We start from the raw sequence: 17107 nt of genomic DNA, 5'->3' as shown, positions 1-17107 counted from the left end.
GTGCTGCCCCTATTAGATAGTTCCCGACAAATTCTTGGGGGCCTCGAAAAACCTACTGCGCGGCGCAATTTTCGCCCTGCGATGCTCACCGTACCTTCGTACGGCTGCGCTTCTCGGACATGCGCGTCCGCGACGAAACTTGCGCCGCTCGCTACGGTTTTTCGAGGCCCCCTCTTGGCGGCAAAGTGTTGACTGCCGACAAGACTTAATTTTGCCTGTGGCGCACTGCGTTTCTATTGATAAAGCACAAGGGTAAGGATGATCGTGCTTCAGTGTGCGGCAAACGCAACCGTCAAGGGAATCGACACCGACAGCACCACGCCGCTGCCGGGCAGGCTGTCGATGGCAAAGCAGCCGCCGATGGCGCGCACCCGTTCCCGCATGCCGAGCAGGCCGCAGCCGCGTCCGTTGCCAAGCTGCACCATGCCGACCCCGTTGTCCTGTACGCGCAAGGTGAGCATGTCGCCGAAGCGCTGCAGCTTGATGTCGACCTCGGTGGCATGCGCATGGCGCGCCACGTTCGACAGCGCCTCCTGCGCGATGCGGTACAGCATGGCGTCGCGCTCGGCGTCCTCGGGCGCATGGAGCGCGTCGGCGTCGGCCGTGAAGGCATGACGGATGCCGTGCATGCGCGTAAATTCGCTCAATTGCCACTCCATCGCGCTCTGGAAACCCGCTTCCAGCACGATCGGGCGCAGATCGTAAATGATGGCGCGCAGCGACTTGATCGTGTTGTCGAGGTTGCTGATCATGCCATCGACCTTCTGCGTGATCAGCGGATGGGCGCCGGTGGTACTGACGTGCATCAGTTGCAGGTCGATCTTGAGCGCCAGCAGATTCTGGCCCAGGTCGTCATGAATGTCGCGCGCGATGCGCTGGCGTTCGCTTTCGCGCACGCTTTCCTGCTGCTTGGTCGCCTGGCACAGCGACAAATGGGTGTTGGCGAGCGCCAGTTCTGCCACGGCGCGGGCGTGACGTTCGATGACCAGTTGCGCTTCGGTGTCGGTCAATTGGTCGTCGAGGCGCAGGTGGCGTTGCAGCAAGGCGTAAAAGCCCCAGCCGATGAGCAGTATCCAGAACAGGGCGAGGAGGGCGGTGGGCGTGATGTGCATAAAAACCTTCCGAGAAATCTGATAAGACAAGCTGGCAAGTCCAAGCTGACTCTGATCAAGTTACTCTCCGTCATCACCAGTGATATTGTCTCCGATCAACTCTATTCCAATTGGGAACGTTTCTGTCGTAACGGCATCATTTTTGGTGATTTCCAGTTGCACTACGCGACCTTGCTATAATGGAGGGTTGAGAATTAGGATATTCACGTGACTTACAGCATCAAAGAGATTTTTTACACCCTGCAGGGAGAGGGCGCGCACGCGGGTCGTCCCGCCGTCTTTTGTCGTTTCTCGGGCTGCAACCTGTGGACCGGGCGCGAAAGCGACCGCGCCAGCGCCGTCTGCACCTTTTGCGATACCGATTTTGTTGGCACCGATGGCGAACGTGGTGGCAAGTTTGCCAACGGCGAAGCCCTGGCCGCGCTGATCGACAGCCTGTGGCCGGCCTCCTACCCGCACAGCAAATACGTGGTCTTCACCGGTGGCGAGCCCTTGTTGCAACTGGACGCGCCCTTGATCGACGCCATGCACGCGGCCGGCTTCGAGATCGCCATCGAAACCAACGGCACCTTGCCGGTGCCGCCCGGGGTCGACTGGATCTGCGTCAGCCCCAAGATGGGTTCGAAGCTGGTCGTGGAAAAGGGCAATGAACTCAAAGTGGTCATTCCGCAGACCAAACAGGACCTGGGCGCCTACGAACATCTCGATTTCGAGAACTTTTTCGTGCAGCCGATGGACGGCCCGCTGGGCGAACACAACACCCGTCTCGCCATCGAGACCTGCAAGCGCAATCCCAAGTGGAAGCTGAGCTTGCAAACCCATAAACTTTTACAGATACCTTAAAGCACTTCATGCTCACGATTACACGCAAGCTCGAATTCGACGCGGGACACCGCATTCCCGACCACAAAAGCCAGTGCCGCAACCTGCACGGGCATCGTTACACGCTCGACATCACGCTCACGGGCGCCGTCATCCAGGCCGAAGGCAACTCCGACAATGGCATGATCATGGATTTTTCGGACATCAAGGCGCTGGCCAAGGAGCACCTGGTCGATGTCTGGGACCATGCCTTCCTGGTCTACGAAAAAGACGACAAGGTGCGCGAGTTCCTCGCTTCGCTGCCGGGCCACAAGACCGTGGTGATCGACCGCATTCCAACCGTCGAAAACCTGGCGCAGATCGCTTTCGATATTCTCAAGGCGGCCTATACCGACCGATTCGGCACGGGCTTGCACCTTCACAAGCTGGTCTTGCACGAAACCCCGAATTGCTGGGCAGAGATTACCGATGCCTGATCCAGCTTTCATGCAACTGGCGCTGGAACAGGCGCAACATGCATGGAGCCTGGGCGAAGTGCCGGTGGGCGCCGTGGTGGTCAAGGATGGCGAGGTGATCGCCACCGGCTTTAACCAGCCGATCGGCCGCCACGATCCGACCGCGCACGCCGAAATCGTGGCGTTGCGCGCCGCTGCGGAAAAACTGGGCAACTATCGCTTGCCCGGATGTGAACTGTATGTGACCTTGGAGCCGTGCGTGATGTGTTCGGGCGCGATGATGCATGCGCGCCTGGCGCGCGTGGTGTTCGGTGCGCCGGACCCCAAGACCGGCGCGTGCGGTTCGGTGCTCAATTTGTTCGAGCAGGAACAGTTGAACCATCACACCGAACTGGTCGGCGGCGTAATGGCCGATGAGGCCAGCGGCATGCTGCGTGCATTTTTTGCAGAGCGGCGCAAGGCGGCGCAGGCCGCGCGGCTGGCGGCGCAGGCGGCGGCTGGCCCGGCGTTGACCGGCGCGCAGGGTGCGCAGCCGCAATAGCGGGATACGGGAGGTTGGCAGGACCGGCATTCCCACACGCATGGTATGCCGGCCACCCCGCAAAGATGGTATGCTCAATCGCGTCCATGCACGCAGTCTTGTTCCGCCGCATGCATGGCGCGTGTCACGCGGCCTAACCAATCACTCGTCTTCAAGCTGAGCATGCCTATTCTTACCGCCAACGGGATCCGGATCGCCTACGAAACAGCAGGCGACCCCAAGGACACGCCGTTGCTGCTGATCATGGGCTTAGGCATGCAACTGACCGCCTGGCCCGACGATTTCGTCGAAGGCCTGGTCGACCTCGGCTTCCATGTCATCCGCTTCGATAACCGCGACAGCGGCTTGTCCACCAAATTCGAGCATGCCGGCACACCGAGCCTGTCGCTGGCCTGGCTCAAGCGCTTGCTGCGCTGGCCCCAGCGCAGCGCCTACACCTTGTCCGACATGGCCGCTGACGCGCTCGGCGTGCTCAACGCCCTCGGTATCGCGCGCGCCCACGTGGTCGGCGCCTCCATGGGCGGCATGATCGCGCAAATCCTCGCGGCCCGCCATCCCGAGCGCGTCATCAGCCTCACGTCCATCATGTCCGACAGTGGGCGTCGCGGCTTGCCCGGCCCGCGCAAAGAAGCGCGCGCGCTGCTGATGCGTCCACCGCGCAATACGCGCGACCTTGACAGCCTGGTCAACCACATGGTGCACACCATGCGCGTCATCGGCAGCCCCGCCTATCCCACCCCCGAACGCCTGCTGCGCGAGCGCATCGCGCACGCCATCAGGCGCAACCTGTGCCCCGGAGGGCTGGCGCGCCAGCTGATCGCCATCGTGGCCACGGGCGACCGCAGCGAACTGCTCAAGTCGATCCGCGTGCGCACGCTGGTCATCCACGGCGCGGCCGACCCGCTGGTGCCGCTGGCCTGCGGCGAAGACACGGCGCGCCTGGTGCCCGGCGCGCGCCTGCACGTCATCGAGGGCATGGGCCACGACCTGCCGCCGCAACTGATCGAACGGCTGCTCGCCTTGATCGATGAGCACGCGCACGGTAAGATAAGCCCCGACTCCACAGCGCGGCTTTTCGAAAAACAGTGAACATCCCCCCCATCGGCATCGCCATCGTCGCCCCGAGCGGCTTTGGCCGCGACAATGCCGTCATCGAACGCGGCATCGCCTCCCTCATCGCGCAGGGCCACACCGTCCACAATTACTTCGAGGCCGACAAGGTATTCCAGCGCTTCGGCGGCACCGACGAGGCGCGCCTGGCGCAGTTGAACGCCGCCGCCAGCGACCCGCAGGTGCAGGTGGTCATGGCGCTGCGCGGCCAGTACGGTCTCACGCGCCTGCTGCCGCGCATCGATTTCGCGCGCATGGCCGACAGCGGCAAGATCTTTGTCGGCTACAGCGACTTCACCGTCTTCCATATGGGCCTGATGGCGCAAACCGGCGCGCAAAGCTACGCCGGACCGATGTTCTACAGCGACTTCGGGACCGCCGAACCGGTGGCGTTCACGCAGCACGACTTCTGGCACTGCCTGCAAGGCCCGCGCCATGTCGTGCGCGCCTGCGTGAGCGGCAATCCGCAGCTGGAAGTCGAAGGCACGATCTGGGGCGGCAACCTGGCCATGCTCATCTCGCTCCTGGGCACCGAGTGGTTCGCGCGCATCGACGACGGCATCGTTTTCGTCGAAGACATCAACGAGCATCCTTACCGGATCGAGCGCATGCTGCTGCAACTGCAGCAGTCCGGCGTGCTGGCGCGCCAGAAGGCGCTGGTGCTGGGCGATTTTTCGGGCTACCGCCTCTCGCCCGCCGACAATGGCTACGATTTTGACGCCATGCTGGCCTACCTGCGCGCCAACCTGCCGATTCCCGTGCTCACCGGCCTGCAATTCGGGCATACGCCGCAGCGCGTGACGATTCCGTTCGGCGCGCGCGCGCAACTGGTCTCCGACGCCGCCGGCTTCACGCTGGCCATGAGCGACTATCCGACCATCGCGCATGCCTGAGGCCCTGGCGGCGCACGACTACTACCGGGCCACGTCGCCTGGCCAGGCCTATCCCGCGCTGGCCGGCCCGCTCGATGCGGCGGTATGCATCATCGGCGCCGGCTTTGCGGGCCTGGCGACCGCCATCGGCCTGATGGAGCGCGGCGTGCGCGATATCGTGCTGCTCGACGCGCAGTGCGTCGGCCACGGCGCCTCCGGACGCAACGGCGGCTTTGTCTTCGGCGGTTTTTCGCTCGGTGAACGCGGCATCGTCGCCAGCGTCGGCGTCGATGCCGCGCGCGGCCTGTACCAGATGACGCTCGACGCGGCCCTGCGCATCCGCCGCCGCATCGACGACTACGCCATCGACTGCGACGCCCGCCATGAAGGCGTGTACCTGGCCAACTGGTTCGACGATGCGCGCCTGCTCGACGAGCAGCAGCGCTTCATGATGGAGAAGATGGGCGTTCAATGGCAGCGCGTCTCGCGCGCGCAGTTGGCCGAAAAACTCGATTCGACGCGCTATTTCGGCGGCCTGTTCGAGCCGGCCGCGTTTCATTTCCATCCCCTCAAATATGCGCAGGGGCTGGCCCGCGTGCTGGCGCAAAACGGGGTGCGCGTGCATGAACACAGCAAGGTCGCCAGCATCGCCGCCGACGGCGAGGGCTGGCTCGTAACCACGGCCGCCGGCAGCGTGCGCGCACGCGACGTGGTCGTGTGCTGCGGCGGTTACATCGAAAAACTGCATCCGCGCCTGTCGCGCGCGGCGCTGCCGATCGCCACCTACGTGATGGTGACCGAGCCGCTGGGCGAGCGCCTGCAAACGGCAATGCGCACCGGCGCGGCCGTCTACGACACCCGTTTCGCCTTCGATTACTACCGCCCGTTGCCCGACACGCGTCTGCTGTGGGGCGGGCGCATCGCGGTGCGCGAGCGCGACGGCGCAGACGTCGCGCGCCTGCTGCAGCAGGATATGCTCAAGGTCTACCCGCAACTGGCCGGCGTGCGCGTGACGCATGCGTGGAGCGGCATGATGAGCTACGCGCGCCACCAGATGCCGCAGATCGGGCGCCTGCCCGATGGCCTGTGGTACGGCATGGGCTTCGGCGGCCATGGCGTGGCGCCGACCACCGTGGCCGGCGAAGTGCTCGCGGCCGCCATCGCCGGCGACGGCGCTGCGCTGGCGCGCTTTGCCGCGTGGGGCCTGCCGGCGGCCGGCGGCCGTGCCGGCCTGGCCGCCGCCCAGATGACCTACTGGTACTACGAACTGCGCGACTGGATGCGCCAATGAAGGCAGTGCGCTCGGTGCGCATCGATACGCTGCGCGGGATCGCCGTCTTCGGCATCATGCTGGTGAACGTGTGGGGCTTCGCGATCGGGAACAACTTCTCGCGCTACGGCGTCATCGGCGAGCATGCGCCGCTGCTCGACCAGTTGGTGGTGTTCGTGGTGGCCGCGTTTGCGGAGCAGAAGTTCTATCCGATCTTTGCATTCCTGTTCGGCGCGGGCTTCGCGCTGCAGACGGGAGGACGGCATTTTCCGGGGCCGCGGCTCGATCGCATCAAGACCACCTATCGCCGGCGCCTCACCTGGTTGCTCGGGTGCGGCGTGCTGCATGGTTCCTTTCTGTGGTTCGGCGATATTCTCACCGTGTACGCGATCTGCGGCTTCTGGCTTCTCACGCAGGCGGGCCGCAGGCTGTCGGACATCGTCGCCTCGCTGCGCCGGATGGCCGTGCTCAATGTCGCGGTACTGGTCTTCATGGCCTACCTGACGTACCAGCTGATGACCATGCCGCCGGAAGCGGTCACCTGGGGCGTGGACGAAATCGCGCGCACGCACGCGGTGTACAGCGAGGGAACGCTGGTCGCGATCGCGCGCGAGCGGCTGTCCGACTTCTGGGGCAACCTGATCAATTCGCTGTTTTTCCTGCCCAAGGTGGCGCTGCTGTTCCTCATGGGCGTGGTCAGCGTGCGCCTGGGCTGGCTCACGCAGCCCGGGCACCATCGCGCGGTATGGGGCAGGGTGCTGCTGGCCGCGCTGTGGGTGGGCGTGCCGGTGAACCTGTGGTGGGGTTGGGCCGCGCTGCGCGACGCCATCGATCCGCACGCGGCCGGGCCGATGGCGGCATTTGTCTCGTTTCTCGTCGAAGTGGCCGGACCCTTGATGGCGGCCGGCTACGTGGCCCTGGTGATGCGCGCGCCGGAACCGGTGCTGGCGGCCCTGGCGCGGTCGCTGGCGCCGGTCGGGCGCATGGCGCTGACCAATTACCTGGCGCAGTCCGTGCTGTTCGGCCTTCTGCTGCAAGGCACCGGGCTGCGTCTTGGCGCGCTGCTGTCGCACGCGGGACTGCTCGGCGTGTGCCTGCTGCTGATGGTGGTGCAGGCCGTGTTCAGCCGCTGGTGGATGCGCCGCCACACACAGGGACCGATGGAGGCGGTGTGGCGCCGCTTCGCCGCACGCGGCTGAAGCGCGTGACCGCTCAGGCGATGCTCATGTGGCCGGCGAGGATTTGCCACTGACCGTCATCGGCCTGGCGCCACGTGCGTGTGCAGCGCAGGTCGAGGTTGAACTGCGACTCGCCGAAACTGCCAACCAGGTTCATGCGCGCCGAGATCACGCCCACCGGGCCGTGCGCCGCGACAATGCGCTCGCCCGCTTCGATCGCGCGGAACTTCAGCAGGCCGGAGCGGTGCATGTCGAGGTCTTGCTGCTTGCCGATGATCTGGCCCATGTGCGTGGTAAACAGCAAGTCCGGCGCAATCAGGCGATCGAGCGCGTCGACGTCGGCGCTGAGCATGGCGAGCCGCAATTGTTCTTCCAAACCGATAATGTGCTCTTGTGCTTCGTTCATTGCACTCCCTTATGGGGCCTCGAAAACTGCGCCCCGCAGTAGCTTGTCGAGGTCCCCTTATGTATTGACTGGTTCAGAACTGATAGCGAAATCCGGTTGAGATAACCGTTACCTTGGTTTTGGTCAGGCGCATCGCTTCGGCGTTCATCGACCAGTGCGGATTGAAATTGAAACGCACGCCGCCGCCAATGCTCGGATCGGTTTCGTTATAGTCGTCCTTGCCGACCACGACCGCATGCATCTTGGTGCGGCCGATGCCGGCGCGGCCGGTCAGGTCGAAGCGTTCGTTCAAAGGAAAGGTGCCCGTGACAGCGATGCCGTAATGCTCTTCCGGGTGGGCAGGCTCGTTGCGGTTGAAGCCATAGCCGACCTCGATGAAACTGAGGGAATTGCTGAATAGCTCGACGCCGATGTGCTTGTTGATCTGGTAACCGGTGCGCAGGCCGATCGACAAATCGTCGCGTTCATACCGGTCATTCGACGAGGATGCCTGGCCGAGTTGAACGCCGGCGTAGACGCCAGGTCCGTTTTCCACCGCTGAAGCCGGCATGGAGACGCCGGCGGCCAGTGCGACAAGTACGCTGCTCAATATCATTCGCATAAAATATTCCGGGTAGGTTGGTGCAATAGCCTGACGCGGAATTGGGCTATTGCTGCGCGAAATTATAGCCGGAGGAATGATAAAAGTGTTAATCCTGTTATACATACAACATAATGCGGTAAGATTAGTGCGTTTCTTGCGCATTAATCGGATCTGTATATGTATATACACGGCTATCCGATCCGTTAACCAGGGCAGGCGCGAGCCGATTATCGCGCCAGAATAGGACCGTATGAAGAAAATCGTCTCTCTGTTTCAACGTAACTACGATGGCGACCGCCAGGTGCGCGACGAGATCGTTCCGGACGCCGCGTGGGTCGCCGTTGGCGAAGGCATGGCGACCCGCAAGTGGGATGGCATGGCAGTCATGGTCGCCGAGGGCCTTGTCTACAAACGCTACGACGCCAAGGCCGGACGCACGCCGCCAGCCGACTTCATGCCGGCCCAGCCGGCGGCCGACGACGCCACCGGTCACTGGCCGGGCTGGGTGCCTGCGGTGGCGCCGGATTCGGCGCGCATCAACGAGGGCATTGCATGGGGCATGCGCGAACTGTTTGCCGGCGGGGCGGTCCCTGACGGAACATATGAAGTCTGCGGCCCGAAAATCGGCACCCGCCATGGCGCTAATCCGGAACGGCTGGCGGAACATATCCTCGTTCCGCACGGCAAAGATGAGTTGCCGGACTGCCCGCGCAGCTTCGCCGCCCTGCGCGAGTACCTGAGCGAGCATCTTATCGAAGGCATCGTCTGGCACCACCCGGATGGGCGGATGGCAAAAATCAAGGCGAGCGACTTCGGCATCAAGCGCGCACCGTCCGCGCCGGCTTGACGGTTTCAGCCCTTCAAAGTCACCTCAGCCCGCCGGCACCCGCATGGCGCCCACCGCATCGAGCGTCACGGTCGCCTTGTATTGCGTATCGCCGAGCTTGAATGACAGCCGGGACTGGGGTGGGTTGCTTGTCTTCATCAGCTGCGTCGACACCATGTCTGCATCGAAGCTGGTTCTCATCCATTGCGCGAGATGGCGCGGTGTGAACTTGGGCGCTGCCTGCAAAATCCGCCCAATGGAACGGGCATGCGCAGGATTGTCGCGTTCAAGCCGCGCCAAGGCGCCAGGTTCGTCAAGATTGACAGTGCCGGAAGCGATCGCCGGCGACGACATGACGATGGCAAGGGATGAAAAGAGGAGCGCAAATAGTGTCGGCATGACGCATTCTTCTTCGCGTTGGGTGGTAAGGCCGTCCTATGTGTTTTTTGACAGCCATTTCACGCCCGGGTTCGACCGAATGCAGGGAAATTTTTCCCGCCACTGCTTGCCGGGCGGGGCGCGATGCAGTGACGATAAAACTTACAAATCAAGCGTTGAGGAAGTTTGACGTGACATAGTTCAATGGCAACATTGCGATGATGCCGGCCCACGCCAAGCGGACAGTCTGCCGCTTCAATCACCAAAAATCGCACATATTAAAGACAACGCCAGATCGGTCAATGAATGCACATTTCAAGCAAGGCAAGGAAAATCGTGGTCCCCGTGTTATTGATTATCCTGCTCACCGGAATTTTCAAAGTGCTGGGCGCGATATTATCGCCTTTTAACGGCGACAAATTCGATCCGAAGATATGGAAAGCGCCGATGACCGATTACGATCTGTCCAATTGCATGCGGGGCGGCATGGCTGACGATATCGTCAATAAGGTCATCAGCGTCGGCATGCGGCGCGAACGGGTGCTTGAACTTCTCGGCAAGGCGCCTGACGGTCACGGCAACAAAGACCAATACCCGCTCGGCTATTGCAGCGGTATCGGGGCGGACGTGGATTATCTCGATCTCTATTATGATGCGGCGGGCAAGCTGATCGAAATCGACGTACATCAATACTAGTGATCAATACTGGCGCCACCCAGAATGGTCGCTGGCCGGGCAAGCGCCGGCGGCGTCGCCATCGCGCCCGATGCGCAGCCTTGTCCAGCGCAAAGTCGGCGCCGTGTTTTCCTCGTGGTCAAGTGCGTCGGCGAAGACTGTGCCCTCCGGCCTCGTTTTTCGCTCCTGCGGGCAGTGGCGGGCGGCGCATATTGTATAATGGCCGATTCGCGCCCAGCGCCTGTTTCCATTCGCAAGAGACCCATCACGCATGTTATCCACAGCAAATATCACCATGCAGTTCGGCGCCAAGCCGCTGTTTGAGAACATCTCCGTCAAATTCGGTGACGGCAACCGTTACGGCCTGATCGGCGCGAACGGCTGCGGCAAGTCGACCTTCATGAAGATCCTCGGTGGCGACCTCGAGCCGTCGGGCGGCAACGTCATGCTCGACACGAACGAGCGCCTCGGCAAATTGCGCCAGGACCAGTTCGCGTTCGAAGACATGCGCGTGCTCGACGTGGTGATGATGGGCCACACCGAGCTGTGGAACGCCATCTCCGAACGCGACGCCATCTACGCCAACCCGGAAGCGACCGACGACGACTACATGCACGCGGCCGAGCTCGAAAGCAAGGTTGCCGAATACGACGGCTACTCGGCCGAAGCGCGCGCCGGCGAACTGCTGCTCGGCGCCGGCGTCTCGATCGACCAGCACCAGGGGCCGATGAGCGCCGTGGCGCCGGGCTGGAAGCTGCGCGTACTGCTGGCGCAGGCCCTGTTCTCGAATCCCGACATCCTGCTGCTCGACGAGCCGACCAACAATCTGGACATCAACACGATTCGCTGGCTAGAAGACGTGCTCAACGACCGCAATTCGACCATGGTCATCATTTCCCACGATCGCCACTTCCTGAACCAGGTGTGCACCCACGTGGCCGACATGGATTACGGCACCTTGAAGGTGTATCCGGGCAATTACGACGAGTACATGTTCGCCTCGACCCAGGCGCGCAACCAGCAACTGGCCAACAACGCCAAGGCCAAGGAAAAAGTCGCCGAGTTGCAAGACTTCGTGCGCCGCTTCGCCGCCAACAAGTCCAAGGCGCGCCAGGCCACATCGCGCGCCAAGCAGATCGACAAGATCAAGGTCGACGACATCAAACCGTCGTCGCGCGCCTATCCCTTCGTGCGCTTTGACGCCGAGAAGAAATTGCACCGCCTGGCGGTGGAAGTCGAAGGCATTTCCAAGAAGTACGACCGTCAGCTGTTCAAGAATTTCAGCATCATGGTTGAAGCCGGCGAGCGCATCGCCATCATCGGTGCCAACGGCGCCGGCAAAACCACCTTGCTGCGCTCGATCGGCGCCGAGCTGACCGGTTTGCAGCCGGACACCGGCAGGGTCAAGTGGGCCGAGAACGCCAACGTCGGCTACATGCCGCAAGATCCGACCGAAGAATTCGCCACCGACGCCGTCCTCACCGACTGGATCGGCCAGTGGACCAAGGAAGGCGACGACGACCAGGCCGTGCGTTCGATCCTCGGCCGCCTGCTGTTCGGCGGCGACGATGTGAAGAAATCGGTACGCGTGCTGTCCGGCGGTGAAAAAGGCCGCATGATGTACGGCAAGCTGATGCTCGGCCGCCACAACGTCATGCTGCTCGACGAGCCGACCAACCACATGGACATGGAATCGATCGAGTCGCTTAACATTGCGCTCGAAAAATACACCGGCACCCTGATTTTCGTCTCGCACGATCGCGAATTCGTCTCCTCGCTGGCCAACCGCATCCTCGAAATCAAGGAAAACGAAATCGTCGACTACCGCGGCAACTACGAAGATTACCTGACCAGCCAGGGCATCGACTAAGAGTGAAAGCGGGGCCCTGGCGCCCCGTTGATCCTGTGTGGCGCAGCGGGCACCAAGGTGGGGCACCAAGGTGGGGCACCCAGGTGGGGCACCCAGGTGCCCGCGCGTCATTCGGCGGGTACTCCCTGCAACGAATCTTCTCTTGTGAGATAGTACCGATATGAATATTCTCCCTATCAAATCCATTGAATACGAGCATCCCCAAGCCGGCCTGAGCTGCACCGCGCAAGCCTGGGCACGCGCCCCGGCCACGCCGTCCGCCGCCGAAAAAACCGCACTCAAGGAGCGCATCAAGCGCCTGCTGAAAGAGCGCGAAGCGGTGCTCGTCGCCCACTATTACGTCGATGGCGACTTGCAAGACCTGGCCGAGGAAACCGGCGGCTGCGTCTCCGATTCGCTCGAAATGGCGCGCTTCGGCCGCGATCATCCGGCTAAAACGCTGGTCGTCGCCGGCGTGCGCTTCATGGGCGAGACCGCCAAGATCCTCAGTCCCGAAAAACGCATCCTGATGCCCGACCTGGACGCCACCTGTTCGCTCGACCTGGGTTGCCCTGCCGACGAATTCTCGGCCTTCTGCGACGCCCATCCCGACCGCACGGTGGTGGTGTACGCCAACACCAGCGCCGCCGTCAAGGCCCGCGCCGACTGGATGGTGACCTCGTCAATCGGCCTGGACATCGTGGCCCACCTGCACGCGCAGGGCAAGAAAATCCTGTGGGCGCCGGACAAGCACCTCGGTTCCTACATTCAAAAGCAAACCGGCGCCGACATGCTGCTGTGGCAGGGTTCCTGTCTGGTGCACGACGAATTCAAGGGCATCGAACTCGACCTGCTCAAGGCCGAGCATCCCGAGGCGCGCGTGCTGGTCCATCCCGAATCGCCCGCCAATGTGGTGGCCCTGGCCGATGTGGTCGGCTCCACGACGCAGCTGATCAACGCCGCGCAAACAATGGACGCCACCACCTTCATCGTTGCCACCGATAACGGCATCCTGCACAAGATGCGCGCCGCCGCACCGGGCAAGCATTTCATCGAAGCACCAACGGCCGGCAACAGCGCCACCTGCAAGAGCTGCGCGCATTGCCCGTGGATGGCCATGAACGGCCTGCAAAACCTGGCCGATGTGCTGGAAAGCGGCAGCAACGAAATCCATGTTGACCCGCAAGTGGGCAAGGAAGCCGTGCGCGCCATCGACCGCATGCTCGACTTCGCCGCAGCGAAAAAAGCCAAAGCCTTGCCGACCAGCCCGTTGGCCAATGAAGCAACCCTGTTTTCCGGAGTAGGCCCAGCATGAGCAATTTACGAAATCCCTACGCCGTCTTTGATGCGGCGCTGCAAACCGCGTTCGAATCGAACCTGCTGGCCGCCTTGCTGGAAGATGTCGGCAGCGGCGACCTGACCGGCAAACTGGTGCCGGACGACACCCGCGTGCGCGCCCGCGTCATCGTGCGCGAAGAAGCCGTGCTCTGCGGCGGCCCGTGGTTCGAAGGCGTGATGCTGGCCCTCGATCCGAGTATCGATGTTGACTGGCAATATGCCGAAGGTGATCTGATGAACGCCGGCAGCGTGGTCTGCACCATCGAAGCGCCGCCGCGCGCCCTGCTGACGGCCGAGCGCGCCGCGCTGAACTTCATGCAATTGCTGTCGGGCGTGGCGACCGTGACGCGCAGTTATGTCGAGGTCGTCGAAGACACCAAGGCCGCCATCCTCGATACGCGCAAAACCCTGCCGGGCTTGCGCCAGGCGCAAAAGTACGCGGTGCGGGTCGGCGGCGGCAAGAACCAGCGCATGGCGCTCTATGATGGCATCCTGATCAAGGAAAACCATATCGCGGCCGCCGGCGGCGTGGGCAAGGCGCTGGCCGCCGCCCAGGCGTTGGATGCCGGCGTATCGATTCAAATTGAAGTGGAAACTTTGGCTCAATTGGGCGAAGCGCTGGACGCCGGCGCCACCTCGGTCCTGCTCGATAACTTCGAACTGGCGACGATGCGCCACGCGGTCGAACTCAATGCCGGCCGCGCCTTGCTGGAAGCCTCTGGTGGTGTGAATATGGAGAGCGTGCGGGCGATTGCCGAAACTGGCGTCGATCGTATTTCCATCGGCAGCCTGACCAAAGACATCAAGGCCACCGATTTCTCGCTGCGGATTATTGACTGAGCGCGGACTGATCGACATAAATCAGTTTCGAGGTATCGAAACCGAGCGCCTGGGCTTGACCGACCAGGCGCTTTTTTGTTGCCTCATCCATTGTCGGGGTGCGTGACAGCAGCCAGAAATACGATTTATCCGGGCCGCTGATCATCGAATAGCCGTAATTGTCGCGTTCCAGGTCGAACACGATATAGGAACCGTAAAAGGGACCGAAGAACGACACCTTCAGGTAGCCGACATCCGGTTTCTCGACAAAATACGCCTTGCCCTCGGACTGCTTCCATTCCTTCTTCTCGGCGTTATAGCCACGATTGATCACCTTGATGCCGCCGTCATCGCGCATGCTGTAATCGGCCGTGACCCGGCTCAATCCGCGCTCGAAGGAATGATCGAGTCGCGCGATTTCGTACCATTTACCGAGATATTTGTCCGAATCGAAATTGGCCACCGGTTCGATTCCCTGCGGCTTGGAAACGCAGCCGGCGAGCAGGAACGCCATCGCCACGAACAATGTTTTCATCATGAACCCCGCACTTTAAGAATGTCGGGTTCGATTGTAGCCCAGGGGGTGCCAAGCGCCTTGCGCGTTTGCTAAGCGAGCCCGCCCAGCAAGAACGCGATCATCCCGATCGCGCCGGCCGCCTGCGCCAGCCGCGCCACCCGCTGCGGCGCGTAGGTCAGCAACATCACCAGCGCAAGCGCCGCCGTCGTCATCGCGCCCAGCCATGTCAAGGTGCCGTGCCCGGCGCCACCCTTGAGCACCGCGGCGGCAAACGCCAGCGCCAGCGCACTCGCGCCGGCAGCCTGCAAGCGCCGCCGCAACGCCGGCGGCGCTTCCTGCCCGCGACCGTGCATGTCGGCGTAGTGCCGCTGCATCGCCACGCTCAGCGCACCGAAGCCGGCATGACAGAGCGCGAACACCGCCACCATATACAATACGCCGCTCATGACGCCACCTCGAGCGCTGCGTTGACCGCCGCTGTTTTTACTTTTTTGACCCCGCCGCGCCCAAGTCGCAGCGCGCCATAAGCGAGCAGCAGGCCCAGTGCCAGCACCGTGATATCGAACCACGCCACGGCGCTCGGACCGTCGACCAAGGTCACGCCAAGGTGCGACGAGGTCGTCAACACATTAAGCAGCGGGATCGCGCCGAACAGCAGCGCCCCGGCGGCCAGCTGCAAGCGCCACATTGCGCGATCCGGCTTGATCTGCGCCAGCAGCGCGGCGGCGCCCCAGGCGGCGAAGAAGACGGCGATTTCGTTCTCCGGCCGTTTATCCATCCCGACCGGCAGCAGGCGATTGGCCCAGAAGTAGCAGGCCATCGCAATCGGCAAACCGGCAATCGCGCCGATATTCAACGCCTCCACCAAACGCGTTCCAAAACCGATGCGCGCACCAGCCTTGAGCGCCTTGGCCTGCGTCTGGCGGCTCTTGACCGCCCACAGGATGGCGCCGGTCGCCACCATCGCATACCCGGCCAGGCCGGAAATGAAGAACAGCGCGCGCAGCAGCGGCTCCGCAAAGCGCGCCACGTGCAGGCCGTACATCACGCCGTGCGTTGCCGCCGGCGGCGCCAGCTGCTCGCCCGCGCTGGCCAGCCTGGCGCCAGTGACGCCTTCGAACTGCATCGCCGGCTGCTTGTACGACAGATCGCGTCCGCCCGCGCGCGTGATCGACACGCTGGCGTTGGCGTGGTTCGGATGATTGACCATGATCTGCCCGGCGTGGCCGCCGCCCCAATGGGCCTCGGCCTGCTCCAGCATCGGCCGCAGCGGCGCCAGCACGGCCGCCTCGCCCGGCGTCTTGGCCGGCTTGCCGGCGCTCGGAAATACTTCTTCGGTAAATTTCTCGCGGTCGCCCTTGTACGCCACCTGGGCGGCGCCCGGCATGTACATGAACATCAGGGTTACCAGGCCGGTGTAGGTGATCATCAGGTGGAACGGCAGTGCCAGCACCGCCGTGGCATTGTGCGCGTCCAGCCAGGAGCGCTGGCCCTTGTTCGGCCGGAAGGTGAAAAAGTCCTTGAAGATGCGCCTGTGCGTAATCACGCCGCTGATGATCGACACCAGCATGAACATCGCGCAAAAGCCCACGATCCAGCGCGCCCACAGGGGTGACATGTAGTGCAGGTCGAAGTGCAGGCGGTACAGGAACTCGCCACCACGCGTGGCGCGCGGTTCGGCCAGCGCGGCGCCGCTGACCGGATCGATCAGGGCCGACTTGAGGCGCTGGCGCTTGCGCGGCGCGCCCTCGGGCGGTGGCGGCGCGGTCCACGCGATGCGCACGGCCCCGTTGCGCGCGGTCGGCAGGTTGATGAACCAGCGCGGCGCGTCCGCTGCGCGTTCCTGCAGCGCCTTGACGGCCATCCCGGCGGCGTCGACGCTGCTGGCCTTGCCGGCGGCCACCCTGTGCAGTTCCGGTTCCATCCACAAGGTGACTTCTTCCTGGTAGTAGCTGGCGGTGCCGCCGGCGAAGATCACCAGCAGGACCCAGCACGTCAACAGGCCGGACCAGGTGTGCAGCCAGGCCATCGACTGGCGAAGATTTTCTTTCATGGGACGTTCCGGTACAGAAGATAGACAATGGCGGCCATGCCGGCCGCCGGCAGCAGCAGGCCAAGCCAGGCGCGCGTGGCGCTGCGGGCGGCGAACACCCAGATCACGGCACCGGTGTAGATGGCGAACGAGGCCAGGGTGGCGACGATGACGGCGTCGGCGCGTCCGGTACCGATCACGCGCGGCAGCAGCAGCGCAAGCAGGGCGCTGGCCGCCGCCGCCAGCAGGTAGCCGCCGAGGATGGCGGCGAGCGCGCGCGAGCCGACGCCGAGCCGGTAAGCGAGAGGGGCGGGCAGGCGCATG

The 17107-nt window shown here is 63.2% G+C and carries 20 protein-coding genes; 12 read left to right on the top strand and 8 right to left on the bottom strand.

The genetic code is table 11. The annotated features are described in order from the left end of the window. Positions 1–269: 269 nt before the first annotated feature. The gene (locus tag F2P46_RS20105; RefSeq protein ID WP_166893427.1) at positions 270–1112 is read right to left on the bottom strand and encodes a sensor histidine kinase; all 843 of its coding nucleotides are present in this window, start codon (positions 1110–1112) and stop codon (positions 270–272) included. 207 nt (positions 1113–1319) lie between these two features. Here F2P46_RS20105 and queE point away from each other — a divergent pair, with 207 nt between their 5' ends. From queE to F2P46_RS20070, 7 genes are all read left to right on the top strand, one after another. Beyond that, positions 1320–1955, top strand: a complete 636-nt coding sequence (queE, locus tag F2P46_RS20100) for a 7-carboxy-7-deazaguanine synthase (RefSeq protein WP_166893425.1) — start codon at positions 1320–1322, stop codon at positions 1953–1955. Positions 1956–1963: 8 nt separating this feature from the next. Continuing rightward, complete coding sequence (gene queD / locus F2P46_RS20095; RefSeq protein ID WP_166893422.1) at positions 1964–2410, top strand: 6-carboxytetrahydropterin synthase QueD; 447 nt, start codon at positions 1964–1966, stop codon at positions 2408–2410. Then, positions 2403–2930, top strand: coding sequence for a tRNA adenosine(34) deaminase TadA (gene tadA, locus F2P46_RS20090; RefSeq protein ID WP_166893420.1), 528 nt, complete (start codon positions 2403–2405; stop codon positions 2928–2930). Before queD ends, tadA begins: the two co-directional genes overlap by 8 nt. Positions 2931–3092: 162 nt before the next feature. Continuing rightward, a complete protein-coding gene (locus tag F2P46_RS20085; RefSeq protein WP_166893418.1) occupies positions 3093–4019 on the top strand; it encodes an alpha/beta fold hydrolase in 927 nt (308 codons plus the stop codon). Then, positions 4016–4933, top strand: coding sequence for a muramoyltetrapeptide carboxypeptidase (gene ldcA / locus F2P46_RS20080; protein WP_166893416.1), 918 nt, complete (start codon positions 4016–4018; stop codon positions 4931–4933). Before F2P46_RS20085 ends, ldcA begins: the two co-directional genes overlap by 4 nt. After that, positions 4926–6203, top strand: a complete 1278-nt coding sequence (locus F2P46_RS20075) for an FAD-binding oxidoreductase (protein ID WP_166893414.1) — start codon at positions 4926–4928, stop codon at positions 6201–6203. The genes ldcA and F2P46_RS20075 overlap by 8 nt, the downstream gene beginning before the upstream one ends. Continuing rightward, the gene (locus F2P46_RS20070) at positions 6200–7381 is read left to right on the top strand and encodes a DUF418 domain-containing protein (RefSeq protein WP_166893412.1); all 1182 of its coding nucleotides are present in this window, start codon (positions 6200–6202) and stop codon (positions 7379–7381) included. Before F2P46_RS20075 ends, F2P46_RS20070 begins: the two co-directional genes overlap by 4 nt. A gap of 13 nt (positions 7382–7394) precedes the next feature. Here the strand turns inward: F2P46_RS20070 and F2P46_RS20065 are convergent, their stop codons facing one another. Both F2P46_RS20065 and F2P46_RS20060 read right to left on the bottom strand, forming a co-directional pair. Beyond that, a complete protein-coding gene (locus F2P46_RS20065) occupies positions 7395–7766 on the bottom strand; it encodes a nuclear transport factor 2 family protein (RefSeq protein WP_166893410.1) in 372 nt (123 codons plus the stop codon). A gap of 73 nt (positions 7767–7839) precedes the next feature. Further along, positions 7840–8367, bottom strand: coding sequence for a porin family protein (locus F2P46_RS20060; protein WP_166893408.1), 528 nt, complete (start codon positions 8365–8367; stop codon positions 7840–7842). 232 nt (positions 8368–8599) lie between these two features. Here F2P46_RS20060 and F2P46_RS20055 point away from each other — a divergent pair, with 232 nt between their 5' ends. Beyond that, positions 8600–9196 (top strand): hypothetical protein, encoded by a 597-nt coding sequence (locus F2P46_RS20055; protein WP_166893405.1) that lies wholly within the window; start codon positions 8600–8602, stop codon positions 9194–9196. 24 nt (positions 9197–9220) lie between these two features. Here F2P46_RS20055 and F2P46_RS20050 read toward each other — a convergent pair whose 3' ends face one another. Continuing rightward, complete coding sequence (locus tag F2P46_RS20050; protein WP_166893404.1) at positions 9221–9574, bottom strand: hypothetical protein; 354 nt, start codon at positions 9572–9574, stop codon at positions 9221–9223. 324 nt (positions 9575–9898) lie between these two features. Between F2P46_RS20050 and F2P46_RS20045 the strand changes: the two genes are divergently transcribed. The 4 genes from F2P46_RS20045 to nadC all read left to right on the top strand — a co-directional run bounded on the left by F2P46_RS20045 (position 9899) and on the right by nadC (position 14255). Continuing rightward, positions 9899–10249 (top strand): hypothetical protein, encoded by a 351-nt coding sequence (locus F2P46_RS20045; protein ID WP_208296703.1) that lies wholly within the window; start codon positions 9899–9901, stop codon positions 10247–10249. Between the two features lie 250 nt (positions 10250–10499). Further along, positions 10500–12098 carry an ABC-F family ATPase gene (locus F2P46_RS20040; protein WP_166893400.1) on the top strand — a complete coding sequence of 533 codons (1599 nt, stop codon included), beginning with the start codon at positions 10500–10502 and terminating at the stop codon, positions 12096–12098. A gap of 160 nt (positions 12099–12258) precedes the next feature. After that, a complete protein-coding gene (nadA, locus tag F2P46_RS20035) occupies positions 12259–13392 on the top strand; it encodes a quinolinate synthase NadA (protein WP_166893398.1) in 1134 nt (377 codons plus the stop codon). Continuing rightward, positions 13389–14255, top strand: a complete 867-nt coding sequence (gene nadC, locus F2P46_RS20030; protein ID WP_166893396.1) for a carboxylating nicotinate-nucleotide diphosphorylase — start codon at positions 13389–13391, stop codon at positions 14253–14255. Before nadA ends, nadC begins: the two co-directional genes overlap by 4 nt. Here nadC and F2P46_RS20025 read toward each other — a convergent pair. The 4 genes from F2P46_RS20025 to F2P46_RS20010 form a co-directional block, all read right to left on the bottom strand. Next, the gene (locus F2P46_RS20025) at positions 14245–14769 is read right to left on the bottom strand and encodes a lipocalin family protein (RefSeq protein ID WP_166893394.1); all 525 of its coding nucleotides are present in this window, start codon (positions 14767–14769) and stop codon (positions 14245–14247) included. The two genes, nadC and F2P46_RS20025, sit on opposite strands and share 11 nt — an antisense overlap. Positions 14770–14840: 71 nt before the next feature. Next, complete coding sequence (locus tag F2P46_RS20020; RefSeq protein WP_166893391.1) at positions 14841–15197, bottom strand: DUF3325 domain-containing protein; 357 nt, start codon at positions 15195–15197, stop codon at positions 14841–14843. After that, positions 15194–16804 carry a PepSY-associated TM helix domain-containing protein gene (locus F2P46_RS20015; RefSeq protein WP_166893389.1) on the bottom strand — a complete coding sequence of 537 codons (1611 nt, stop codon included), beginning with the start codon at positions 16802–16804 and terminating at the stop codon, positions 15194–15196. Before F2P46_RS20015 ends, F2P46_RS20020 begins: the two co-directional genes overlap by 4 nt. Next, positions 16801–17106 carry a DUF3649 domain-containing protein gene (locus F2P46_RS20010; RefSeq protein WP_166893387.1) on the bottom strand — a complete coding sequence of 102 codons (306 nt, stop codon included), beginning with the start codon at positions 17104–17106 and terminating at the stop codon, positions 16801–16803. The genes F2P46_RS20015 and F2P46_RS20010 overlap by 4 nt, the downstream gene beginning before the upstream one ends. Between the last annotated feature and the right edge of the window lies 1 nt (position 17107).

It is taken from the genome of Massilia sp. CCM 8734, assembly GCF_011682155.1.
In the GTDB taxonomy this organism is placed as follows: domain Bacteria; phylum Pseudomonadota; class Gammaproteobacteria; order Burkholderiales; family Burkholderiaceae_D; genus Telluria_A; species Telluria_A rubra.
Note: the sequence above shows the minus strand (reverse complement) of the source record. Positions and strands in the feature narration are given on the sequence as shown.